Annotated in this window: 22 protein-coding genes and 1 other RNA gene; 14 read left to right on the top strand and 9 right to left on the bottom strand. The window is 53.5% G+C overall.

Annotated features, from left to right (window positions below; translation table 11 throughout):
* Positions 1 to 110 precede the first annotated feature (110 nt).
* Together AB8615_RS10320 and AB8615_RS10315 are read left to right on the top strand one after the other, a co-directional pair.
* Complete coding sequence (locus AB8615_RS10320; RefSeq protein ID WP_409432503.1) at positions 111 to 551, top strand: MarR family transcriptional regulator; 441 nt, start codon at positions 111 to 113, stop codon at positions 549 to 551.
* Positions 551 to 1354, top strand: coding sequence for a C40 family peptidase (locus AB8615_RS10315; RefSeq protein ID WP_409432502.1), 804 nt, complete (start codon positions 551 to 553; stop codon positions 1352 to 1354). The genes AB8615_RS10320 and AB8615_RS10315 overlap by 1 nt, the downstream gene beginning before the upstream one ends.
* Positions 1355 to 1357: 3 nt before the next feature.
* On the opposite strand, the gene AB8615_RS10310 is transcribed toward AB8615_RS10315, so the two are convergent.
* Positions 1358 to 2047, bottom strand: coding sequence for a c-type cytochrome (locus AB8615_RS10310; RefSeq protein WP_409432501.1), 690 nt, complete (start codon positions 2045 to 2047; stop codon positions 1358 to 1360).
* 161 nt (positions 2048 to 2208) lie between these two features.
* Between AB8615_RS10310 and AB8615_RS10305 the strand changes: the two genes are divergently transcribed.
* Both AB8615_RS10305 and AB8615_RS10300 read left to right on the top strand, forming a co-directional pair.
* Positions 2209 to 3054, top strand: coding sequence for a prephenate dehydratase (locus tag AB8615_RS10305; RefSeq protein ID WP_409432500.1), 846 nt, complete (start codon positions 2209 to 2211; stop codon positions 3052 to 3054).
* A 45-nt stretch (positions 3055 to 3099) separates the two neighbouring features.
* Positions 3100 to 3552 (top strand): YHS domain-containing (seleno)protein, encoded by a 453-nt coding sequence (locus tag AB8615_RS10300; protein WP_409432499.1) that lies wholly within the window; start codon positions 3100 to 3102, stop codon positions 3550 to 3552.
* An 8-nt stretch (positions 3553 to 3560) separates the two neighbouring features.
* On the opposite strand, the gene nudC is transcribed toward AB8615_RS10300, so the two are convergent.
* On the bottom strand, positions 3561 to 4466 hold the full coding sequence (gene nudC, locus AB8615_RS10295) for an NAD(+) diphosphatase (protein ID WP_409432498.1): 906 nt from the start codon (positions 4464 to 4466) through the stop codon (positions 3561 to 3563).
* 211 nt (positions 4467 to 4677) lie between these two features.
* Between nudC and AB8615_RS10290 the strand changes: the two genes are divergently transcribed.
* The 8 genes from AB8615_RS10290 (at position 4678) to AB8615_RS10255 (ending at position 10940) form a co-directional block, all read left to right on the top strand.
* On the top strand, positions 4678 to 5229 hold the full coding sequence (locus tag AB8615_RS10290) for a porin family protein (RefSeq protein WP_409432497.1): 552 nt from the start codon (positions 4678 to 4680) through the stop codon (positions 5227 to 5229).
* A gap of 131 nt (positions 5230 to 5360) precedes the next feature.
* Positions 5361 to 5457: signal recognition particle sRNA small type (gene ffs, locus AB8615_RS10285), an RNA gene on the top strand.
* 216 nt (positions 5458 to 5673) lie between these two features.
* Positions 5674 to 7074, top strand: a complete 1401-nt coding sequence (locus tag AB8615_RS10280; protein ID WP_418152351.1) for a DNA polymerase III subunit gamma/tau — start codon at positions 5674 to 5676, stop codon at positions 7072 to 7074.
* The gene (locus tag AB8615_RS10275; protein WP_418152350.1) at positions 7013 to 7468 is read left to right on the top strand and encodes a hypothetical protein; all 456 of its coding nucleotides are present in this window, start codon (positions 7013 to 7015) and stop codon (positions 7466 to 7468) included. The genes AB8615_RS10280 and AB8615_RS10275 overlap by 62 nt, the downstream gene beginning before the upstream one ends.
* Before the next feature lie 3 nt (positions 7469 to 7471).
* On the top strand, positions 7472 to 7789 hold the full coding sequence (locus AB8615_RS10270; protein WP_409432495.1) for a YbaB/EbfC family nucleoid-associated protein: 318 nt from the start codon (positions 7472 to 7474) through the stop codon (positions 7787 to 7789).
* A 23-nt stretch (positions 7790 to 7812) separates the two neighbouring features.
* Positions 7813 to 9561, top strand: coding sequence for a gamma-glutamyltransferase (gene ggt / locus AB8615_RS10265; RefSeq protein WP_409432494.1), 1749 nt, complete (start codon positions 7813 to 7815; stop codon positions 9559 to 9561).
* A 123-nt stretch (positions 9562 to 9684) separates the two neighbouring features.
* A complete protein-coding gene (gene recR / locus AB8615_RS10260; RefSeq protein WP_409432493.1) occupies positions 9685 to 10290 on the top strand; it encodes a recombination mediator RecR in 606 nt (201 codons plus the stop codon).
* Between the two features lie 20 nt (positions 10291 to 10310).
* A complete protein-coding gene (locus AB8615_RS10255; protein WP_418152349.1) occupies positions 10311 to 10940 on the top strand; it encodes a DUF6498-containing protein in 630 nt (209 codons plus the stop codon).
* Here the strand turns inward: AB8615_RS10255 and AB8615_RS10250 are convergent, their stop codons facing one another.
* The 5 genes from AB8615_RS10250 to AB8615_RS10230 all read right to left on the bottom strand — a co-directional run bounded on the left by AB8615_RS10250 (position 10941) and on the right by AB8615_RS10230 (position 17104).
* Positions 10941 to 11285, bottom strand: a complete 345-nt coding sequence (locus AB8615_RS10250; RefSeq protein WP_409432491.1) for a n-acetylglutamate synthase — start codon at positions 11283 to 11285, stop codon at positions 10941 to 10943.
* The gene (locus tag AB8615_RS10245) at positions 11285 to 12424 is read right to left on the bottom strand and encodes a DNA recombination protein RmuC (protein WP_409432490.1); all 1140 of its coding nucleotides are present in this window, start codon (positions 12422 to 12424) and stop codon (positions 11285 to 11287) included. The genes AB8615_RS10250 and AB8615_RS10245 overlap by 1 nt, the downstream gene beginning before the upstream one ends.
* 89 nt (positions 12425 to 12513) lie before the next feature.
* Complete coding sequence (locus AB8615_RS10240; RefSeq protein ID WP_409432489.1) at positions 12514 to 14421, bottom strand: transglycosylase domain-containing protein; 1908 nt, start codon at positions 14419 to 14421, stop codon at positions 12514 to 12516.
* A gap of 108 nt (positions 14422 to 14529) precedes the next feature.
* Positions 14530 to 16500: a cation:proton antiporter gene (locus tag AB8615_RS10235; protein ID WP_418152348.1), complete on the bottom strand. Its 1971-nt coding sequence runs from the start codon at positions 16498 to 16500 to the stop codon at positions 14530 to 14532.
* A 64-nt stretch (positions 16501 to 16564) separates the two neighbouring features.
* Positions 16565 to 17104 (bottom strand): hypothetical protein, encoded by a 540-nt coding sequence (locus AB8615_RS10230; RefSeq protein WP_409432487.1) that lies wholly within the window; start codon positions 17102 to 17104, stop codon positions 16565 to 16567.
* A gap of 127 nt (positions 17105 to 17231) precedes the next feature.
* On the opposite strand from AB8615_RS10230, the gene AB8615_RS10225 reads away from it, so the two are divergent.
* A complete protein-coding gene (locus AB8615_RS10225) occupies positions 17232 to 17813 on the top strand; it encodes a hypothetical protein (RefSeq protein WP_409432486.1) in 582 nt (193 codons plus the stop codon).
* Between the two features lie 158 nt (positions 17814 to 17971).
* Here AB8615_RS10225 and AB8615_RS10220 read toward each other — a convergent pair whose 3' ends face one another.
* Complete coding sequence (locus AB8615_RS10220) at positions 17972 to 18676, bottom strand: SDR family NAD(P)-dependent oxidoreductase (RefSeq protein ID WP_418152347.1); 705 nt, start codon at positions 18674 to 18676, stop codon at positions 17972 to 17974.
* 34 nt (positions 18677 to 18710) lie between these two features.
* Here AB8615_RS10220 and AB8615_RS10215 point away from each other — a divergent pair, with 34 nt between their 5' ends.
* Positions 18711 to 19427, top strand: coding sequence for a hypothetical protein (locus tag AB8615_RS10215; RefSeq protein WP_409432484.1), 717 nt, complete (start codon positions 18711 to 18713; stop codon positions 19425 to 19427).
* 5 nt (positions 19428 to 19432) lie between these two features.
* Here AB8615_RS10215 and AB8615_RS10210 read toward each other — a convergent pair whose 3' ends face one another.
* The gene (locus AB8615_RS10210) at positions 19433 to 21862 is read right to left on the bottom strand and encodes a S9 family peptidase (RefSeq protein ID WP_409432483.1); all 2430 of its coding nucleotides are present in this window, start codon (positions 21860 to 21862) and stop codon (positions 19433 to 19435) included.
* Between the last annotated feature and the right edge of the window lie 40 nt (positions 21863 to 21902).

Raw genomic sequence — 21902 nt, 5'->3', positions numbered from 1 at the left:
AATCCCTTAGACTCAGATGAGGTCATCTGACGGGATGACGCCTTGACGGCGGAATCGGCGCTGTGCGAGTCTTTACAAAAGTGATTTGCGACAAGGGAAGGGCCGCATTTATGTCAGCGTTTATCCAGCCAGTTGTCGCGCCCAATACGGCCCTGCGAACCCAAACGGATGACATCACGACACAGGCGCTACGTAAATCTTCTGAGACTGGGTTTTCGAAACTCACCCGCAAAGATAGCCTTTCGCTTTGGCATCGGGTGACGGTTGCGACGGTCGTCAATAATGCGCCTGATTTGACAGCGCGGCAGCTCGCGGTCGTGATGAGTGTTTATCTTGAAGACGGGCCGCACACGGTGCGTTCGCTGGCGAAGCAACTAAGAGTGACCAAGGCCGTCATCGTTCGCGCGATTGATAAATTGTGCAAACTCGATTTTGTGCAGCGCGCACCTGACCACCGTGATAAGCGCTCGATTATTCTGATCCGCACATCTGCGGGTATTCGCTACCTCTCTGGTTTTGCGGATATTATTCAATCAGAACTTCCCGACTGATGGCTGCGACTGATCGGCGGTTTACGCTTCCATCGGGCGCAAAAACGCGTCTCTATCGTGGCCGCGTCATAGCCCCTTCTGCCCCCCTTAAAGCCACACCAAAAACTAGCGTGTCTTTAGATACGGAATTGATATTCGGGCAGGGGTTTGATGTTTATGCCGAGGCAGGTGCGTGGCTGTTGGGTCGCGCTGTGCCGTTGGTACCTTCCAAGCGCAAAGCCTATGTTGGGTATGTGCCCAAGCGTATGATCGCGGCAGATACAGTTCGCACCGCACACGTGGTCAGCACTGTCTCTGCCCCCGTTTTCAAGCGCGCCGATATTAAAAGCCCGTTGATGAGTGTCTTGCCTATGAACGCTAAAATCCGTTTGGAAAAAGGCGAAGGCCCGCTGCGGGAAATTGCGGGGCTAGGCTTTATTCATACGGCGCATGTGCGGTGCGTCAAAAATGCTGCGCCGCAAGATTTCGTTGACGTGGCCACAGAGTTTCTAGGCCGACCTTATATTTGGGGTGGGACGGGGCAAGTGGGGGTAGACTGTTCAGGGCTCGTTCAAATGGCCTTGGCTGCGACGGGTGTCGATGCGCCGCGTGACGCCGATCAGCAGGAAGCGCATTTGGGCGCTGTCACCGCGTTGGACACCGCCCTGCGCGGCGATCTCGTTTTCTGGGCAGGACATGTTGGGATTATGGAGGATGCCAAGACGTTGTTGCATGCCAATGCTCATCACATGCAGGTCGCGCGGGAGCCATTAAAAAAGGCGATCCAACGAATTGGACCGCCTCGTATTCTCAAACGGCTATAGGCCTTATTGCACTTCAGCTTTTTCGTCTTCCGTCATCGGCTTCTGACCTTCGGCGGGTTCTGCGATATTGTTGCCATCATTTTCTGAGGGATCAACTGTTGGCTCCATAGCTGGTGGCTGTGTGCCTTCGACCAATTCTTCTGCAGGAATATCAACAATAGCAGGTTCTGGCTGCGGGATCGGGTTCGCTGCGGCAAGGCGGAGATACTCGATCACGGCGGCGCGGTCTTCGGCTTTCTTAATGCCGATATAAGCCATCTTCGTCCCTTTGAGGTAAGCACTCGGCTTGGTCAGAAATCCGTCTAGCTGCTCGAATGTCCAAGGCGTACCCATCTCTGCCATAGCAGAAGAGTAGTTAAAGCCGTCATGTGTGCCAGGTGTAGCACCAACAACACCCCAGAGATTTGGGCCTGTGCCGTTTTTCCCGCCATCTTCAGCGTTGTGACAAGAGACACATTTTTTGAAAACTTTCGCGCCGCGCTCGACGTCCATCGCGGCGATCCACTCTGGCTGTGGGAAGGGCAGGTCTACTTCCTCGCCCGCATCCGCAACCGCAACGGAGCCGACACTATATAAAGGCATTTCAGGATAATCAGAATGCATGAGCATGTGCGGGAGTGTGCGAATAAGCATCACGCCCAGCGCAGTAGCCAGCACAGCGGCGGCGATTTTTGTAAAGCCCAATTCATCCATGGGAAACGTCCTTCATTCAATCTTTGTGCGCTAGCGGTTCCGCGCTAACAATATCTGCGGTCTTCATATAAACTTATGCGCTAAATGCAAATGTAAAAGACCTTGCGGCGAAGGGTCGCAAAGGCTTTAAGGCAGATAAGACACAGGCATATAGGGCTAAAATGAGCAAAAATATCGTATATCAAGGCGAGGTCGGCGCGTTTTCGCATCTGGCATGTCTCGAACATTTCCCAGATCACACGCCTATGCCATGTCGTAGCTTTGCGCAGGCTTTCGCACATGTGCGGAACGGGGAGGCAGAACTGGCCATGATTCCCGTGGAAAATACGGTCGCGGGGCGCGTCTCCGATATTTATCATTTGCTGCCAGAGGGCGGGTTGAGCGTGATTGGCGAGCGTTATCTGCCTGTTCATCACCAATTACTTGCTGTGAAAGGCGCAACAGTGGAGGGCATCACCTCTGCGCGCTCGCATCCTATGGCGCTGGGGCAAGTCCGCAAACGGTTAGAGGCTCTCAATATCACGCCTGTGACTGATGTGGATACGGCAGGCGCGGCGAAAGCCGTCGCGACGTTGGGTGACCCGAGTGTCGCTGCGATAGCCTCAACCTTGGCCGCCGAAACTTATGGATTGGATGTGCTGCTCGAAAATATCGAAGACAGCCCCAACAATACGACCCGCTTTCTGGTGTTATCGACGCAGGCAGCAATGCCAGCATTGGACGCGGAACCTGTCGTGTCGAGCTATGTGTTCAAAGTGCGCTCGGTCCCATCTGCGCTATATAAAGCCTTGGGCGGTTTCGCGACAAATGGCCTGAACCTGACCAAGCTGGAAAGCTATATGGTGGGCGGGTCATTTAATGCCGCACAATTTTATATCGACGTAGAAGGCCACCCCGAGAGCGATGCCATGGTGCATGCCATGGAGGAGTTAGCGTTTTTCACAGAATCTGTGACGCACCTCGGCACCTACGCCGCGCACCCGTCGCGCGGGCTGGGCAAAGTCTGAGCTTGTGACTTGTCCCTACGTCTGTGCCGCAATATATAAATCTCTATGATCCGCGCTCTATTCTTCGCCTTGACCCTGACGGTCAGCCCGCTGGCAGTGACATCTGCACATGCAGAAGAGCCAGAGATATATACGAGTTGGCGAAATAACTTGGCTGTGCAGGGCTATGACGTGATGAGTTTTTATGCGGGCACGCCGCAGCTCGGCAAAGCTGAATTTAAAACGGAATATGCAGGCGCGGAGTGGCAATTCGTCAATCAAGGCAATCTGGATTTGTTTCAGATGAACCCCGAAATGTTTATCCCAGAATATGGCGGCTACTGTGCCTGGGCGGTTGCCAAAGGCAAGTTAGCCAAAGGCTCGCCGGATTATTACTACGTCGAAGACGGAAAGCTCTATTTGAATTTTAATGGCCGCATCAAACGCCGTTGGGACAAAAATCGCGATGGATTTGTTGCGCTCGCGGATGCGAAGTGGCCCGCCATTCTGGCTGATTAATGCGTTTTCTACTGCGTGAGCCAATAGCGCAGCATTTGATGGGCGATCGTCGTGCGCGGCGGGCGCATGAACGGCTTAGCGTCATTGGGAACGGATTTATCAAATACAGCTTCGACTTGGGCGCGCGTGAACCACTGTGCGTCTTCTAGCTCTTTTACATTCAACGTAATTTTCGTGTTAGCCGCGTCGCAAATCATCCCCATCATCAGCTGGCTGGGAAATGGCCACGGCTGGCTAAAGACATAGCGATGATTATGAGTTTTGACGCCGACTTCTTCCAGCACTTCGCGGTAGGTCGCCTCTTCGACGGTTTCGCCAGGCGACACAAACCCTGCAAGGCATGACATAAAGCCTTCGGGCCAGCCAGGCCCACGCCCTAGCAGCACCATGTCGTCTTTTTGCACCAACATGATCGCAACAGGATTGACGCGCGGAAAGTGATCGGTCTCGCAATGATTGCAGCGTCGTTTCGCCCCGCCCTCATCAGAGATTGAGCCGCCCCCGCAATTTGCGCAAAAACGATGGGTCTTATGCCAATCAAACAGCGACTTCGCACGGCCAGCAGTGGCAAGGTCAACGGGATCCAGTTGCCCGCCGCCGAGCCGTAAATCGACAAAGTTCTCGATGGGTAAAAATGTTTCAGGCTTTTGTAAGCTAGCCGCAAAAATTGGACGCTCACCCTCCATACCGAGGAAAATTGGGCCAGGTTCAAACAAGTTCTGCCCAATTAAATCGGAAGGGTGTGTGCGGTGCAATCGACCGCCTTTCCCAATCCCGACCTTGCCTTCAAACAATAAAATTGTTCGTGCGTTGGATTGCCCCAGAAAAGTTTGCAAATGCTGCGGCGTGCGCTGCACCTCTGCATAATCAATGGTGTTGCCAGCAAATGGCATGGGAGAGGGTGTGTAAGTCATGCCAGCGTTTAACGCGTCATTACCCTGCTGTCACGCACCGAGTATTACTGTTTGTTTCCGTAAATTACGAGGCGGTCATAAACTGTTGTATTTATATCGCAGCCCAACCTAGAGGTTAGTTGTAGCTGACTTTCTGAGTGGTCTATTCTTATGTGTAGCGTTAGGGAGCGCCCGTCTTTGAGTAGACGTCTTTAAACATAAGGAAAATATCATGAAATTTCTAAAAATCGCTCTCGCGACAACTGCAATCTTCGGCATGGCTGCAACGGCTCAAGCTCAAGATACAGGTGCATATGTCAACCTCGGTGTCGATGCTGTTGAATTCGATTCCTATAACCTGAGCGCAAAGCTGGGCTATAACATCAACGAATATTTTGGCGTCGAAGGCCAAGCTGCTTTTGGCATCATTGATGACAAAGAAACATTCGAAGGCGAAGAGTTTAAAGCCGGTATCGACTCCAGCTTTGGCGCATTCGGTGTTGTCCGCTTGCCAGCCGGCGAGAACTTCGATCTATTCGCGCGTGCAGGTTATGCCTTCACAAAAGTCGGCGCATCTGCCGGTAATGTGAGCGTGAGTGCTGATGCTGACGGCTTTGCCGGTGGTGTTGGTGGTCAGTATATGTTTGACGACATGAACGGTGTTCGTCTGGAATACACATATTACGACCTGAACTTTGACGATATTGAAGCTGGTAATCAGGACTTCGAAGTTGAAGATGCTGGCGGTGATGTTGTGACACTCTCATACGTCCGTAAATTCTAGTCTGAACGCTCAGATTTAATTGCGAAAGCCTCGGTTCGCGTTGTTTGAATTCAAATAACGGGATCGAGGCTTTTTGATGTCTTGTGGACAGAGGGCTTGCACATCCGCGCCGCTTTCGCCATATAGCGCTCGGAAGGTTGCCTTGGACGGTATTCTTGTTAACCCGGTCAGGTCGGGAACGAAGCAGCCGCATGCGAGTCCTTATCGGGTCAGGTGCAGCCTTCCACTCAGTGAATTTTTGAGAAGCAAAAAATACACACCAATTTTCCGAATTCCGTTTTGTAAAACCACCCACCCGTAAGGTACAATTTTCCAACGGAAAAATGCACACCGATCCCTTGCATCTCGTCTCTGGCACCCCTCCCTATCTCGCGCCCAACAAGTCTGTGAATCCTTTCCCCGACTCCGCTTCCCATCGCGCCTCCTCGCCCCTATAGTCGGTCTATGAGCGAGTCTGAGACATCATCCCCGAGCGGGGCGCAGCCCTATCAGGTGCTGGCTAGAAAATACCGGCCGACGACCTTTGAAGACATGATCGGCCAAGACGCGATGGTGACCACGCTGAAAAACGCGTTTCGCGCCAATCGCGTAGCGCATGCCTTTATGCTGACGGGGGTGCGCGGGATCGGGAAAACGACGACCGCACGTTTGTTGGCCCGTGCTTTGAATTACGAATCTGATACGATTGAGGGACCGAGTGTGGAACTTGGTACGCCGGGTAAGCACTGTGAGCTGATCATGGCGTCTGGGCATATGGACGTGCTGGAAATGGACGCAGCCTCCCGCACAGGTGTTGAGAATATGCGCGAAATGTTGGAGGGCGTGCGCTACTCGCCCGCGACGGCACGCTATAAAGTCTATATCATTGACGAGGTGCACATGCTCTCGACAGGCGCATTTAACGCGTTGCTAAAGACGTTGGAAGAGCCGCCTGATCATGCGAAATTTATTTTCGCTACGACTGAAATTCGTAAAGTTCCAATCACAGTGCTTTCCCGTTGTCAGCGTTTTGATCTGCGCCGCGTCGAGGCATCTGTTCTAGCGCAGCACCTCAAAGGGATTTGCGACAAAGAAAACGTGAAGATTTCTGAATCTGGCTTGGCGCTCATTTCTCGCGCGGCAGAAGGCTCTGTGCGGGACGGCCTATCCTTGCTGGATCAGGCGATTGTTCAGGCGGGATTGGACGGGGACGAGGTGTCGGGCGAGCAAGTGCGCACGATGTTAGGCCTCGCGGATCGTGTGCGGATTTTAGATTTATTCGAAATGGCCGCGCGGGGTGATACCAAAGGGGCGTTGCTAGAAATGCGGGCGCAATATGATGATGGCGCCAGCCCATCAGTGGTTATGCGCGACCTTCTTGATATTTGCCATGATATATCACGGGCCAAGACACTCGGCGATGACGCAGAATTTGACGCCGCTCCTGATCAACATGCCCGCATGCGCGATCTGGGCGAGGCGCAATCTGTGGGGCAGTTGACGCGGCTTTGGCAAGTTTTGATGACGGCGCATAATGAAGTCCGCACCGCGCCCGATCCGCTGGCGGCTGCTGAAATGGCGCTGCTAAAGCTATCACTGGCAGGGCAAATGCCGCCGCCCGAACTCGCTGCACAAATTATCGAAGCGGCGCAGCAACAAAAAGCAGATGGCGGAGCCGGGCCTACCGCAAATCTCTACCCCCTCTGCGGGCGTTACCGCACACACTGCCCCGCCCGCAATGCCAGCGCGTCATTCCTCGCAGACTGGTGCGCCGACAGCAGCCGCAACTCAAACAGCGGCAAGTATGAGCGCACCAAAACCGATCACGCCGCCCGCAAGCGATATACAAATCACGAGCTTGGCTGAACTTGTTGAGGCCCTTCCTGATAGCCAGATCATGCTGCGCTCTGACATTGAGCGCTATATCCGTCCTGTGTCGTTTAAACCTGGCAAGGCAGAGCTGCGCGTGACTGACCCGCGCTTTAATAATTTGATTGGGAAGATCGTGCAGGCGTTAAGCGATTTAACAGGCGAGTTGTGGATCGTCTCGCCTTCCGATCAAGAGGGCGAACCAACGCTGGCGGAACAAAAACGCGCAGCGAGAAAAAGCCGTGACGCGGCCGAACGCGCACACCCTGCTTTTGCCCATCCGCTATTAGCGAATGGGACCCTTCTTGGAATCCATGATGTGACCACCAATATCATTCAAGGGAACTTCGTCCCCGAAAATTTATCTGATGATATAGCTGATGAGGATTAAGACATGAAAGATTTGATGGGCCTGATGAAACAGGCCAAGGACATGCAAAAAAAGATGGAAGCCGCACAGGCCGAAGTCGCTGACATTGTCGTTGAAGGTCGATCAGGCGGTGGCTTGGTCACGGTAGAATTGGCGGGCGGTGGGAATATGCGCGCGCTGAAAATCGATCCCAAACTGCTCTCCGAAGATGATGTTGAAATCGTAGAAGATCTGATTGTCGCTGCATATCAAGACGCCAAGGTCAAGCTGGACGAGGCGCAGGCCAAGACGATGAAAGCTGCGATGGGGGATATTCCTTTGCCACCCGGGCTAGGAATATAATCTTCGATCAATAGGAGCTTGCTATGCGCCAATGGGTCAAGACTGCTTTACTCGCAATGTCAATATTGGTGCTTGCTGCGGACGTAGGTGCGGCGAAAGATAGTAATCCCGCAGCGCAGGCGATCTTTGCTTTCGATACAGTTCATCACCCTGTGCTGGCTCAGCAGGGCATGGTTTCTGCGCAAGACAAACTTGCGGCAGAGGTCGGGCGAGATATTTTGGTGCGGGGTGGTAACGCTGTTGACGCGGCTGTCGCAACGGGGTTTGCCCTCGCCGTGACCCACCCCCAAGCGGGCAATTTAGGTGGTGGCGGTTTCATGCTCGTGCGCTTAGCAGAAACGGGCGAGGTGATTGCGATTGACTTCCGAGAAATGGCGCCGAGCCTAGCAAGCCGCGACATGTATCTGGGCGCAGACGGCGAAGTCGACAATAAGCTCGCGCAATATTCTCATTTATCCGCAGGTGTGCCGGGCACTGTGATGGGCTTGCTGGATGCGCTCGAAACCTACGGCACAATGACCCGCCGTGAAGTCATTGGCCCCGCCATCCGCCTCGCACAAAATGGATTTGAGATCAGCCCTGCCCTGGCGCAAAGCCTTGAGAATTCGCGCGAAATCTTATCCGCTGACCCCTCAACAATTAATTATTTTCTCAACCGCAAAGCGGGCGATAAATTAATTCAACGCGACCTCGCAGCGACCTTGCGGCGCATCCAAAAACAAGGCGTGGCGGGGTTCTATACCGGTGAGACGGCCGAGCTAATTGTGGCTGAAATGGAGGCGGGGGGCGGTGTCATCACGCTGCGTGATTTGGCGACTTACGAGACAGTGACACGAGCCCCAGTTAGAGGGAGTTATAAAGGCTTTGATGTTTATGCCATGAGCCCGCCAAGTTCTGGCGGTGTCCATATCGTGCAAATGCTAAACATTCTGAGCGGGTATGACCTCCAAGCGGATGGTCATAATTCTTCTGCCTATTTGCATAAATTAATTGAGAGTATGCGCCGCGCCTATGCCGACCGCTCCAAATATCTTGGCGATCCAGATTTTGTGGACGTGCCAGTTGATGCGCTCACGCGTCAATCCTACGCGGATGCATTACGAGATTCGATAGATTTGTCAGAGGCATCGCTGTCATCAGAGATACGCCCAGGAGCAGAACTACCATTCGAGTCAGCCAATACGACACATTATTCCGTTATCGATAAACAGGGTAATGCCGTCTCCGTGACCTACACGCTAAATTTCTCCTACGGTTCTGGCTATACAGTCGACGGGGCAGGGTTCTTGCTCAATAATGAAATGGATGATTTTTCGGCCAAGCCTGGATCGTCGAATGGCTACGGCTTGATCGGTGGGGAGGCCAATCAGATCGCGCCTCGAAAACGCCCGCTTTCTTCCATGACGCCGATGATCGTGACGAAGGACGGTGAAGTCACACTCGTCACGGGCAGCCCCGGCGGATCGACGATTATCACAGCTGTGCTACAAGTCGCGCTCAACGTGATGGAGTGGGACATGAACTTAGCCGAGGCGACAGATCGCCCGCGTATTCACCATCAATGGCTCCCAGATATTGTTATCACAGAGCCAGGAATTGCCCGCGATACGCTCGAAAACCTTGTCGCGATGGGGCATCAATTACCGCGAAATGAGACAGGTGATTTTGCGCATAGCGTGCTGGGGCGTGTGAATTCAGTGGGGCGAGTGGGAGATTATGCTGTTGGAGCCGCTGATCCGCGCGGGCCAAAATCGGCCGCGCTGGGTCATTAAACGGCGTGGCGTGACTTCGCTTGTATTTTGGGCCTTAAATTTTCGACCTTAAACTTTGGGTCTTAAACTTTGGGCTTGGCTTCGCTAGGTTGGAGCGAATCGCAATTTCGCCAGAAAGTCTTTATGTCATCTGCCAATGTCAGTCCTGAAATTGATCGCCTGATCAGCCTGCTGTCAAAGCTGCCGGGGCTTGGCCCACGCTCGGCTCGCCGCGCCGCTCTCGCTATGCTCAAAAAGCCAGATGTGTTAATGGTGCCGCTGACCCACGCCATGGGTGAGGCGGCGGATAAAATCTCGACCTGTCATGTTTGCGGCAATGTTGATTCGTCTAATCCGTGTCATATCTGCCAAGCGCCAGGGCGTGACCGCACGCGGATTTGTGTTGTCCAAGACGTGTCGGATTTGTGGGCGATGGAGCGTGCGGGTGCCTTCCGCGGAACGTATCATGTATTGGGCGGCACGCTGTCTGCGCTCGATGGTGTGCGCCCTGAAGACCTCAATATCGCCGCGCTGATCGACCGTGCCAAAAGCGGTGAAATTGCCGAAATCATCCTCGCCATGAACGCCACAGTCGATGGTCAAACCACGGCGCATTATATCACCGACCATTTGGAGGGCGCGGATGTCAGCGTCTCGCGCCTTGCCCACGGCGTGCCAGTCGGCGGGGAATTAGACTTCTTGGATGACGGCACGATTGCCGCCGCGATGAAATCCCGTCGGCCGTTTTAAGGGTGAAGCAAGGGGTCTTAATGGGTAGCTTTCGCAATCTCTCGGGCCTCATACTCGTTATTAGTAATCTTATCCCCCTTATCGGCGTTTTCGCATTTGGTTGGGATGTCGGTATGATCTTGCTGCTCTATTGGTTGGAGAGTGTCATTATTGGTGTTTTGAACGTGCCAAAGATGATGTTGACCGCGATCAAGCCACGCGCACACAAGTCTAAACAGGATGGTTTAACTCTGGCGAGCGTCATAGGTATGGTACCGAGGTGCATTTTTTTCATCGTCCATTTCGGTATGTTTAGCATCGTTCATCTAGTTTTTCTGCGACAGTTTTTTCCCGAATTGCCAGAGGTCAAAACCCTAGATTGGCAATCGCCCGTGGCGCTGACTGCGCTGGTTTTGCTGGTCTCTCATGGGGTGTCGTTTATGATAAACTTTCTTGGAAAGCGGGAATATTTAACCCGTGATGCAACTTCCCAAATGTTTGCGCCTTACCCCCGCGTTATGGTCATGCACGTCGTAATTATCTTGGGTGGGTTTTTGGTGCTGTCGCTTGGCAGTCCAGTTTACGCGCTCGTGACACTGATCGCGATGAAGATCCTGATTGATTTAGCGGCCCATAACAAAGAGCATCGCAAAGCTGCAAAAGGTAATTAATTATATTTCTTCTAATGTCGTTTCGCCGCGACTTCTATCCCCGCTCGTCCACTGCCATTGCTCACGCAGACGTAGCTTATTCCCAGGCAGAACTTCGGGGGTGGTCAGGCAAGTGCCAGTGTGGAGGGTGCCGTGAATATCGCGGTGATGGTACCGCATATCAAGCGAGCCGTTCTTGAGGACATTGCCCATTAGCTGTCCAAATTCGATCTCGCCACCGGCATAGGTCGCGGTAACAAAATTCTTGCGCTGTTCGTATTTAAAGATAGTCTCAGGCGAGGTTTGCGACGCGCCTACTGTCGCGCTAGGCCGAAATAGTCGTCCGCCATACCAAATCAGCTGCATTAGCCCTGACCAGATTTTTTCGGAAAACGCTCGATATTATCCCCGTCAATTTTAGGCGCATCAGCCATGTCGAGGCTTTCAATTTTATCGGCGCGTTTGGTGATTTTCTCAGTGCTGATGCGGATTTTTCGGACGTCTTCAACGCTTTGATTGAAATGAGATTGTAGCTTTGCCACACGATCATCGAGCAAGGTAACGTCCTTGGCCATCATGCCCACTTCGCGTTGGATGATATGAGCCTGTTCTCGCATGGCGGCGTCTTTCATCACGGCCCGCATAGTGTGCAGCGTAGCCATGAATGTCGTGGGCGAAACGATCATCACCTTTTGGGCAAAGCCTGCCTCAATCACTTTGGGGAAATGGCCGTGCAGCTCGGCATAAACGGCTTCACTGGGCAGAAAGAGGAGCGCGATGTCGTGGGTTTCGCCAAAAATCAGATATTTGCTGGCCACGTCCTTGATATGGCGTAGCACGTCATTGGCGAAATCCCGCTTGGCGCGATCCGATTCAGGCGTATTATCTGCAGCTGTCATACGCCGCCACGCCTCCATTGGAAATTTACTATCAATCGCTACATCCCCTTGATCGCTGGGCAGGTGGATCAGGGCGTCAACGCGTTTGCCATTGGAAAGTGTGGACTGAAAGCTATAGGCATTGGGCGGAAGGTAGCTCTCGATCAAATCCTGCATCTGCTTCTCGCCAAATGCGCCGCGCGCTTGTTTATTCGAGAGCAGGCTTTGCAGGCCAGACACTTCGCCCGACAATGTTTCGATATTCTTCTGCGCACGATCAATCAGGGCAAGCCGTTCATGCAGATGTTTCATGCTCGCAGAGTTGCGCTCTTGCGTTTCTAGCAAGGAGTTGCCGACACGCTCCGTCACTTTGGAGAGACGGTTGTCGAGGTTTTCGCGAAAGACGGCATCGCGCTGCGCGCTGTCTTCGGCAAATTGCGCGAGGCGGCCTTGCAATTCACCCTGTTGTTGCGTCATTTGCGTGATCTGCTGTTCGAGTCGTTTGGCCTCGTGATTGCGGCGCGGCCAGAGGGCAGCGAGTAATATCCCAGCTAGCAGCAAGAGCGCACCGATCAATAATTCGATCAGAGTGATTGACGCGCCAGAAAACTCGAAGATAGGTTCCATATTTGTTCTGGTGCCATATTTTCAAAGGCGGGGGAAGCCCAAAAGCGAAGGACGAGACTCTGTCGTGGGTCAGGTATGAATTAGATTGATTAGGGCAGCTTGCCTTCTAGCTGATCCAGCAGAGCATTGAGCTGTGCATTGCGGCGCACCCAATCTGGTTCTTGAGACACGGGCAGGCGGGTTGCGGGCTGTTCCGATAGCTGCACGTCCATATAGTCATGGAAAATTTGCGCAGGAATAGTGCCGCCTGTGACCCGTTTCATGGGTGTGTTGTCGTCCGCCCCGACCCACACACTTGTCACAACGTCAGGGGCGTACCCAATGAACCACGCATCGCGGAAGTCATTTGTGGTCCCTGTTTTGCCGCCAATATGACGACCAGCAATTTGGGCACGGCGCCCCGTTCCCTGCTCGACAACGCGGGTAAGCATCAGGTTCATATCGGCGAGTTCGACAGGGGTCAGGACAGGCTTCGGCTCGGCACGGACGTGATCATATAGCGGGGTGCCGTCAGCGGTCGAGATTGAAATAATCCCGTAAGCTGGGCGCTTCTGCCCCCAATTCGCAAAGGGTAGGTAGGCCTCTGTCATTTGCAAAGGTGTGGTGAGTTGAGCGCCGAGCGCGAGGCTGCGATAGGGCGTCAGTCCCGTCAGGCCGAAATCTCCAGCCGCCGCAATCACGGCCTCCCGCCCGACTTCTTCGCCGAGTGTTACGGCAACAGTATTGATCGATTTGGCGAGGGCGTCCTGTAAGGTGATCGGGCCAGAGAATGTTTCGCTGAAATTCTGCGGGGTCCAGTCTTCACCCGCCCGCGTGTCCGCAGCGAGGGTGATTGGGGCGTCAATGCGTGTGTCCCACGGGCTGATACCCGCGCGTAAGGCGGCGAGATAGACGAAAGGTTTGAAGGCAGACCCAGGTTGCCGTTCGGCCTGTGCGGCGCGATTGAACTGGCTTTTGGTATAGGATGTGCCGCCAACCATAGCGATGACGCCGCCTGTCCCGTCAAGGCTAACGACCGCACCTTCGCTGGCGCCGCGTTCAGTATCAAGGTGTGCGAGCATGGCTGACTGGGCCGCAGATTGTGCGCGCATGTCGAGCGTGGTTTGCACGATGATGTCTTGCGTTGGTACGCCGATCGCAGCTTCTAAGTCGTTCCAAATCCAGTCGACAAAATACTGCCCTGTATGATCAGATTGCGGGCGGTGGATAGTGATGTCCTCATTCAGCGCCATTTCCAAGACACCTTCCGCGAGAAGCCCTTGGCGCTGCATCGAGTTCAGCACAGTGGCCGTGCGCTTGGCTGCGCGTTCAGGATGTTGCGCAGGATTGCCAGCTGAGGGCGCTTTGAGGAGGCCCGCCATCATGGCAGATTCTGCTAATGTCATCTCAGCTGCAGGCTTATCGAAATAGGTCTGACTGGCGGCTTCAAGTCCCCACGCGCCGCTTCCAAAATAAACGCGAGATAGATACATTTCTAGCAATTCACGCTTTGTAAAGTCGCGCTCTAGCCACACGGACAGCATCATTTCCTGCGCTTTTCGGCGAAGCGTTTTGTCGGGTGAGAGGAAGATATTTTTGGATAATTGCTGCGTCAGAGTCGAACCACCTTGGACATATCGTCCCGCGCGAACATTGCTGACCATCGCGCGAGCCAGTCCTTGCGGGTCAACGCCAACATGATTGTAATAGCGACGATCTTCTGTCGCCAAAATCGTCATCGGAATGTGAAAGGGAAGCGTGTCCAGGTCGACAGGTTGTTCTTTGGCTGCGCCGCGCACAACAACATCAACGCCGTTGCGATCTACGATCTGCACAGAAACAGGTCGTGAGCGTTCCCACAATTTCTTGGGATCGGGGAGGTCTTTGGCCGCCAGTGCAAATAAGCCCAGCACGCCCATACCGCACAGATACCCGCCAAGCGCACCCGTGATGAAGGTCGCTTTGCCCAGCGCTTTGACGCGGGGCGGGAGAGAAAAATTCAGGCGCGGCAATTCCACGTGGCAGTGATCCGTTTAGGGTTAATGAACCCTAAAGCTATGCCAGCCCAACTCTTAAAGCTGCGTTACTATTCCGTGACAAAGCTGTGAAAAGCCGAAGCAAGCCTCTTATTGTGGGAGAGGGCTAGCAGGGCCAGCGAGGCTGCTGCCTTGACCGCCTTTTTGACCTGATTTAGCCCCTTGGCCGCGCGCAACATCGGTATCTTTGGCGGGGCAAAAGGACAGCACGGTCATGCCCTCTGCGCGGTTCTCTTGTCCCGGCTGAATGAATTCCAAATGCCCATCGGCTTTACGGCCCAAGATCAGATCAAGGTCATCGCCGCGATCTTTATACAAATCTTCTAGGGTGTAGCTTTCTGACAGGTTCGTCGAGCGGAACCGCCAGCCGCTCCACCAATCTCGGGTAAGCGCGTCAAAGCTACGCCCGCGAGAGGTCAGCACACGGCCGCGCGAGGTAAAGGCGATAGCGTCATCATCTTTGTCTTCGGCCTCTTTGGAGCCGACTTGGAAGACGCGATGCCGGTCCAGCTCTGGTGCGAATTCGACGCAGACGAGGGCGTTATAGGCGTCATTTGGTGTGGCCGCGATCAGGTGGTTAAACGCGCTGTGATCAAGGGTGTAATCCGCGTTTTCTGACAAGACTTCGCCGTAAAAAGTCGCGTGACCTTCAAGGCGCGCGCCGCGCAGGCGTCGCCAGTTCGTATCTGCGACTAGGACTTTAATGCCCATCTCTTTGAGCGATTTCGCCAGTCCCAATGACCACGGGTTCGCGCCGACGATCAGGACGCCGTCCCCGTCCCCCGCATCGAGCTTGAGCATTTTCGCCAATGGCGCGATGAAGAAGCCAGCAAATAACACTGTCGCAAAGACAAGGGCGAAAGCGAGCGGTACGAAGTAAGCGCCTTGTGTGTAAGGATCGCCGAGTGCGTTGAGTTCCGCTGCAAACAAGCCAGCCACGGCCACGGCCACGACCCCGCGCGGGGCGATGAAACTGATCAACAGGCTTTCTCGCCATGTCAGGCCAGACCAGAGCGTTGAGAGCATCACGGCGACAGGCCGCACGACGAGCATCATCGCCGCCACAAAGGCCAGCACGCGCCAGTCTGAGAAGAATGCTTTGAGAATGTCAGGTGTTAGTGTGGCGGTTAAGATAACGAAGACGCCAGAGACGAGGATAATCGCGATGTTTTCCTTAAATCGGCGCATCTCCACCATCGACGCGAATTTGGTGTTCGCCATCGTCATGCCGAGTGCAGTCACAGCAAGCAGGCCTGTTTCATCGGCTAATGTATTGGCCAATACGTAAATCGCCAGAACCCAAGCCAGCACAATCGGCGCTTTCAGATATTCTGGAATATGCCCACGGCGGAAAGCCCAAGCGAGGCCATAGCCGGAGATTATCCCCATAACTGTGCCCAAAATCGCGGCGAAAGCGAGCTTGCCGAAGACGGCAAACATAGACGCTTCGGTCATGGTAAAGCGGATAAATTCATAGCCGCCCACGGCAAAAAGTGCGCCGAGCGGGTCATTGACGATGCCTTCCCATTTCAACACATTGGCAGGACGGGATTTTAAGTGTGCTTGACGCAGGAGCGGCATGATCACGGTTGGACCTGTCACAACGAACAATCCGCCAATCATCGCTGAAATATCCCAACGCAGACCAACGATATAATGCGCCGCACACGTGCCAAGGAACCAAGCAATAGGCGAGGCAAAGATCACCATGCGAACAACAGCATGTCGCGCATCACCCAAGTCTTTAAACCTCAGCGTCAGCCCGCCCTCAAACAGGATGATGGCCACTGCCAGTCCAATCATGGGGCGATAAAGCTCGCCGAAATCTTTGACGGGGTCGAGGCGGAAAACCTCCACCACATCGCGGACGCTGTCAGGCAGGCCAAGCGTGAGAATATAGCCCAGCAGCGGACCAAAAATCAGGCCCGCAATCGCCATCAATACAATCGCGGGTCGCTGCAACCGCCATGCGAGCCATTGCGCGCCAATACCAAGGGCGCCAATCAGGGCTATCTTAATTGGAAGCGCACTTACAACGTGATGGGCAATATCTGCAGCCATGAAAATCCTATCTATGCAGCAAAGCCAAGGGTGGGCGCACTACGTGTCTATTTCGAATTAAAAGTTATTCAGCCATGCGCAGAATATCAAACCCAATATCTGATGATCCATAATCACCATTATCATACTCGTCGACGCTGTCAGTGAAAAAGTCGAGGATATGAGAATAAATACTCTCAAAGAGCGGAGGAAGTTCCCCTTTTTGAATAGGAAGCGGCAATGCAATGTCGCGTCCATGCTCAATGCTGATAAACATATTGCCGCCCTCTTTGCGGCACGTTATTTTTAGACGCATATAATCTTTTTCCCGTGAGATTTTAACGGCAAGACCAAAACTGATGGGTTTGAGCGGCAGATAGCCTGTGCCAGTCACTGAAAACGCTGCAGACCTGTAATTTTGTGCGGCAAATGCCCCTTCTGCAGGCACCAAAAAGACGCATTGGCTCTCAGGGTCCAGCCAAGCGCAAAACTCGTCACGGATTGTTTCTGCAACGGAACGAATTTGCGCATAATTGTCAAAGCTGCGCGCCCCGTAAATTTCGGCCGCGTCCGCGATGATGTCTAGTCTGCTTTTTGGCGGTTTCGGCGCGTCTGATTTTGGCATGTATTGGCTCCCAATAGGCTCTATCTCTTGCCGAGCGCGGAAGCACTGTCAATCTATAGGGGTGATTTACCCCCTAAAATGGCATGAAAATTGAATGTGAGTAAGTCGGACCACTGAAGAGAGACTTATGACACGCAAACATGTATTAATAGCTGCCTTAATCGCTGCGACGGCCTTATCGGGATGTTCGCAAATAAGTAAAACCGCAGATAGCCTATGGGGCGGTACAAAATCTGCGGCGAAATTCGTCAGTTCTCCTGTCACAAAGCTTCTGCGCGATACGCCCGAGCAGGATTATCAATTTGACGATGCGGACTATGAAGTGGTGCTTTACGAGCCTGAGGCAACGCCAGTTTACAACGATAATGATTATGTGGTGGAACTTTATGATACGCCCGCATTGCGACCCGCGCCTGTGCAAACTTATGTGATGGCGAGCGATCCGCGTGATGTGTCTTTCGTGCGCTTAAACGGCGAGTCAGACGTGTCGGATTGGCGTTCTTGCGAGATGCTGCACAAGGGTTATCTGTTCACAGACGAGACGAGCTTGATGCTTAATCCTGAATTTGAAGTTTGCATGCGCAATCGAGGCTATGTTGTTGAGGCAGAAGTCGCGCAATACGGCACATATGGCACGGGGATCGATGCGGATAAGGCTGGGTTCGCCCGCCCTGCAACATCCTACACATCTGGATATTCTTATCCTTAATGTGCAGGGTTTATTTTTGAGATTTCAAGACGGCGCGTAAGCCCTCTTGATAGGTTGGATATTGAGGTGTCCAGCCCAGTTCTTGCCGCGCCCGTGATGCATCAATGCGTTTGGTCTCGGCATAAAAACTCTTCGCCATTGGCGAGAGGGCTGGATGATCAGCGTCTATTCGGAGCGGAGATCGGGGCGTTGATCATCTCTGCTGCATGATCCAAAACATCTTGGGGCGGAGCGGGATTGCCGTCTGCGACGTTATAAATCCGCAACGGGTTTGGAGCTGCAATAGAGGCTAGCAACACGCTCACAATATCATCGACATGGATACGGTTGACGACATGACCGGGCTTAATCACAGCCCGCGCCTTTCCTTGGCGCAAACGCTCGAACGGCGCACGGCCTGGGCCATAAATGCCTGCCAGCCTGAAAATATGGACGGGCCAAGCTGTTTCAATCCAAGAGAGTTCGGCGTCCGCTCTGGCTTTGCCGCGTTTGAGCGACGGCGTTGGCGGTTCTTCTTCAAAGGCCCATTGACCACCGCGGTCCCCGTAGACACTGGTTGCAGAGAGATAGCCGATCCATTGGGCCTGCGTTGCAAGCCCTTTGAGTGCTACCAGCGCAGGGTCACCGTCTGGACCTGGCGGGACAGATGTCACGACGAGGTCTGCCACTTGGAAAGCCTCCCGCATGACGGCGCTACCGAATTTGACAAAGGTGATATTTGTATCTGTTGGGGCTGTGTCGCGATAAGTTGCGATGACGTGATAGCCTTGTGCCAATAGCGCCTGTGCGAGACGCTGCGCCACATATCCATAGCCGATCAGCAACGCACTGTTTTGTGACTGCAATTTAACGCGTGATCCCATTGCGGCGATCCGCCCCCTCTGATAGACGCACGTCATGAGACACAGCGCCAAAATGAACATCCGCATTGCCATGATCGCGACCCTGCTGGCAAGCCCGCTATTCGCGCAGACGAGTTTTGCCGAAGACCGCTCGCTCGCCCTTGATATGAAACACAAGCAATGCCTTGAGCGGATCGCAGTCGATAGCGACTTGGCCTATGAAGAAGCGATGATCTGGCGAGACGAAGGCGGCGGGCGTCGAGCGAAACATTGCGAAGCTATGGCATTGTTTGCCTTAGGGCATGAGGGCGAAGCGGCGCGGCGGCTCGATTTATTGGCGGTGGCGTCAGATGGCGGTTCGCCAGCGATGCGCGCAGATTTTTATGCCGAGGCTGCGAATTTCTGGCTGTCGGCGAACGAAACTCTCAAAGCCTACGAATCCGCCTCAGCAGGGCTAGAGCTAAAGTATGATCATCTGGATTTGCGCATTGCCCGCGCGCGGTCTTACGCGGCGACTGGACGATATGATTACGCCGAGACAGACCTGACCTCCGTTCTGACATTGTCGCCGGGTCACGCGGATGCGCTGCGATACCGCGCTGATGCCAAATTGAAACAAGATCGGCTGGATGAGGCGAAAATCGATATTGAGGCGTCATTGGATGCAGACCCCACAGCGGTCGAGACAGCTTTGCTTCGCGGGCAAATCAATGAAGCTATCCGCTTAGCGTCCAAACCCGTTCAACCGACAGAAGAGACACCGTCAGAGTAGCTGCGCTACTCCTGATAAATATCCAAAGTTTCTAAGAAAAACTCCAGAATAGAGCGGTCACGATGAATACGGTTGGCCTCTTTGCGGAAGCCGTGCTTCTCCCCCGGATATGTCATGATGCGGAGATTGTGCTGCGCATTTTCCTGCATTTTATCCATCAATTTTATAGAATGACGAAAGACGACATTGTCGTCGGCCATGCCGTGGATCAGTAGGACGGGCTCATCCAGACCATCCAGATGTGTAAATACGCTGGCATTGTCATAGGCGCCCTCAGTGTAGTTCGGCGTGCCTTCATTCGGATCGCCGAGATAGCGTTCGGTATAGGCTGTGTCGTAAAGTCTGAAATCCGTGACGGGCGCGCCTGATACACCGCTGGCATATAAATCCGTCTGCGCGAGCATGTGCAGGGTCATATAACCGCCATAACTCCAGCCATAAATGCCCATGCGGTCAGGGTCGATAAACGATTGTGCCTTCAGCCAATTCGCGCCGAGGCTTTGATCTTTGACCTCTGCCACACCCATGGAGCGGTAGAGGACATCTTCAAAGGCTTTACCGCGATTGGTTGCGCCGCGATTTTCGAGCATAAAGACAACGAAGCCGTGATGGGCCAGCATTTGCGCCTGCGTATTGCCCCAGCTATTGCGGATACGTTGCACACCTGGTCCGCCGTAAACGATGGTTACGCTTGCGCGTTTTTCGCCAGGTTTCAGGTCTTTGGGCAGGTAGATCATGTAGTCGAGCGGTGTGCCGTCTTCGGCTTCGATCTGTCCAAACTGCGGCGTGATATGGTTGGCGAGGAAGGGCGCATAGGGATGCGTTGCGTCTAGCGGGTTCTCATTCAGCCAAGCCAATCCTGTTCCGTCAACCCCATAGGCGCGGAGCTGTGTCGGGGTATCCACATCGGAATGATAGCCAAGATAGCGCGAGCAATCCTTGTTAAAGGCGGCATAATTTTGGCCTGCCTTCTCTGTCATTTGTGTCACAAGCGGCGCGTTCATCCCGTCGCCATCGGGCGCAGTCGCGGGGGTCGTCTCGTCCTCACCCGCAGCTGAGGCTGGTGTCGCAGGTGCAGGTGTCGCAGCGGCTAAATTAATCTTGAATATATGGGTCGAAAGCGGGTCATCCTGCCAACCAGACACATAGGCCGTGTCGTCTTTCAAACACAACATATTCCGCATCATCAAGCTTTCAGGTGTCAGTGCATTGATTGTGCCGTCAGCCGCAATCTTGAAAAGCTGTCGTTTGTCATTGCGTTCTGCCGTCCATAAAAGCCCGCCATCTTCGGTCGCGCGCAGATAGGTGCCGATATTCAACCATGTCGGCGAAGTCTCTTCGTAAAAGATTTCGGACTGACCCGTGCGGCTGTCGACTTTATAGAATGTGTGCGTTTTATTATCGCGTGCGAGAATGCCAACAAACATTGTGCGGTTGTTTGGCGCCCAAGCAACACGGGTGAGGTAGACGTCTGGATCATCGCCAATATCAACCCATGTCGTGCGCCCGCCTTTCGTGCTGACAACACCCAGTTTAATAGTGGCGTTTTTTGTCCCGGTAAAAGGATAACGCTGCGAGACGTTTTCAACGCCGTCCGCGCCAAACTCAATACGGTTTTCAATAATAATATCGGCTTCGTCAATTTGGGTGTAGGCGACTTTAGAGGCGTCGGGAGAGAGCCAGTAACCAGTATTGCGATCCAACTCTTCTTGGACAACAAAGCTGGCGGTGGCATTGCGGATTGTATCCGTAGACCCATCCGTCAGCTGACGTTCTAGCCCTGTTTCAAGTGACTTCACATATAATTCATTGCCACGCACATAAGCGACAAGTTCGCCGTTTTTGGAAACTTTCGGATCAGTTTCAAAGCCCTTGGTCGCGGTGACTTGCTGGCTTTCTTCGGTCTCTAAGTCATAGAGATAAATGTCGCCGCCTAACGGAAATAACAGCAAATTCTCGCCAACCCAATTATAGGAAATAATACCCGTGCCGTAAATCCGGGCGCGCTCGCGACGGTTTTTTTCTTCTGCTGATAATTCCTCTGGTGCGCCTAATAAATCAGTGGAGCTAACCAGCAAACGGCCTTCACCTGTTGACAGATCATAAGCCCATAAATCCTGCTGCTGCGCATTGTCTGCTCGCCCTTGCAAGACTGTTACGAAATCGCCTGAGGGCGCAATCTTGGCGGCTGATAATCTTTTACCTGAGAGGGAAGGCGATTGGTTGATGCGCTCCGGTGTTAAATATCCTGGCTCAGGATTTTCCGTGAGGTAGCTTTGCTGCGTCACAGGCGTTTGCGCTTTTTCTGCTGCTTTTTGCAAATCTGATTTCTCCGTGCGCAAATTCGGATTTTCTGGCGCCTTGTCACAAGCTGCAACTAGCAAAGCTGTGCTGGCGAGAAGGGCGGTGAGCGGTAATTTGAATGCGGAGAACATGGAGGGCTCGTTATTTAATGGTTGGCGGAATGAATAGGTC

It is taken from the genome of Litorimonas sp. RW-G-Af-16, from assembly GCF_048319245.1.
Classification (GTDB): domain Bacteria; phylum Pseudomonadota; class Alphaproteobacteria; order Caulobacterales; family Maricaulaceae; genus Litorimonas.
This window is presented reverse-complemented; position numbering and strand designations above follow the sequence as displayed.

What these genes read in the sequence shown, in the direction of transcription:
- AB8615_RS10300 (WP_409432499.1), top strand. Translation starts at nt 3,100, where the DNA reads ATGATCCGCGCTCTATTCTTCGCCTTGACCCTGACGGTCAGCCCGCTG.
- AB8615_RS10270 (WP_409432495.1), top strand. Translation starts at nt 7,472, where the DNA reads ATGAAAGATTTGATGGGCCTGATGAAACAGGCCAAGGACATGCAAAAA.
- AB8615_RS10255 (WP_418152349.1), top strand. Translation starts at nt 10,311, where the DNA reads ATGGGTAGCTTTCGCAATCTCTCGGGCCTCATACTCGTTATTAGTAAT.
- AB8615_RS10245 (WP_409432490.1), bottom strand. Translation starts at nt 12,424, where the DNA reads ATGGAACCTATCTTCGAGTTTTCTGGCGCGTCAATCACTCTGATCGAA.
- AB8615_RS10275 (WP_418152350.1), top strand. Translation starts at nt 7,013, where the DNA reads ATGAGCGCACCAAAACCGATCACGCCGCCCGCAAGCGATATACAAATC.
- nudC (WP_409432498.1), bottom strand. Translation starts at nt 4,466, where the DNA reads ATGACTTACACACCCTCTCCCATGCCATTTGCTGGCAACACCATTGAT.
- AB8615_RS10305 (WP_409432500.1), top strand. Translation starts at nt 2,209, where the DNA reads ATGAGCAAAAATATCGTATATCAAGGCGAGGTCGGCGCGTTTTCGCAT.
- AB8615_RS10230 (WP_409432487.1), bottom strand. Translation starts at nt 17,104, where the DNA reads ATGCCAAAATCAGACGCGCCGAAACCGCCAAAAAGCAGACTAGACATC.
- AB8615_RS10220 (WP_418152347.1), bottom strand. Translation starts at nt 18,676, where the DNA reads ATGGGATCACGCGTTAAATTGCAGTCACAAAACAGTGCGTTGCTGATC.
- recR (WP_409432493.1), top strand. Translation starts at nt 9,685, where the DNA reads ATGTCATCTGCCAATGTCAGTCCTGAAATTGATCGCCTGATCAGCCTG.
- AB8615_RS10235 (WP_418152348.1), bottom strand. Translation starts at nt 16,500, where the DNA reads ATGGCTGCAGATATTGCCCATCACGTTGTAAGTGCGCTTCCAATTAAG.
- ggt (WP_409432494.1), top strand. Translation starts at nt 7,813, where the DNA reads ATGCGCCAATGGGTCAAGACTGCTTTACTCGCAATGTCAATATTGGTG.
- AB8615_RS10210 (WP_409432483.1), bottom strand. Translation starts at nt 21,862, where the DNA reads ATGTTCTCCGCATTCAAATTACCGCTCACCGCCCTTCTCGCCAGCACA.
- AB8615_RS10310 (WP_409432501.1), bottom strand. Translation starts at nt 2,047, where the DNA reads ATGGATGAATTGGGCTTTACAAAAATCGCCGCCGCTGTGCTGGCTACT.
- AB8615_RS10215 (WP_409432484.1), top strand. Translation starts at nt 18,711, where the DNA reads ATGAGACACAGCGCCAAAATGAACATCCGCATTGCCATGATCGCGACC.
- AB8615_RS10290 (WP_409432497.1), top strand. Translation starts at nt 4,678, where the DNA reads ATGAAATTTCTAAAAATCGCTCTCGCGACAACTGCAATCTTCGGCATG.
- AB8615_RS10280 (WP_418152351.1), top strand. Translation starts at nt 5,674, where the DNA reads ATGAGCGAGTCTGAGACATCATCCCCGAGCGGGGCGCAGCCCTATCAG.
- AB8615_RS10320 (WP_409432503.1), top strand. Translation starts at nt 111, where the DNA reads ATGTCAGCGTTTATCCAGCCAGTTGTCGCGCCCAATACGGCCCTGCGA.
- AB8615_RS10225 (WP_409432486.1), top strand. Translation starts at nt 17,232, where the DNA reads ATGACACGCAAACATGTATTAATAGCTGCCTTAATCGCTGCGACGGCC.
- AB8615_RS10315 (WP_409432502.1), top strand. Translation starts at nt 551, where the DNA reads ATGGCTGCGACTGATCGGCGGTTTACGCTTCCATCGGGCGCAAAAACG.
- AB8615_RS10250 (WP_409432491.1), bottom strand. Translation starts at nt 11,285, where the DNA reads ATGCAGCTGATTTGGTATGGCGGACGACTATTTCGGCCTAGCGCGACA.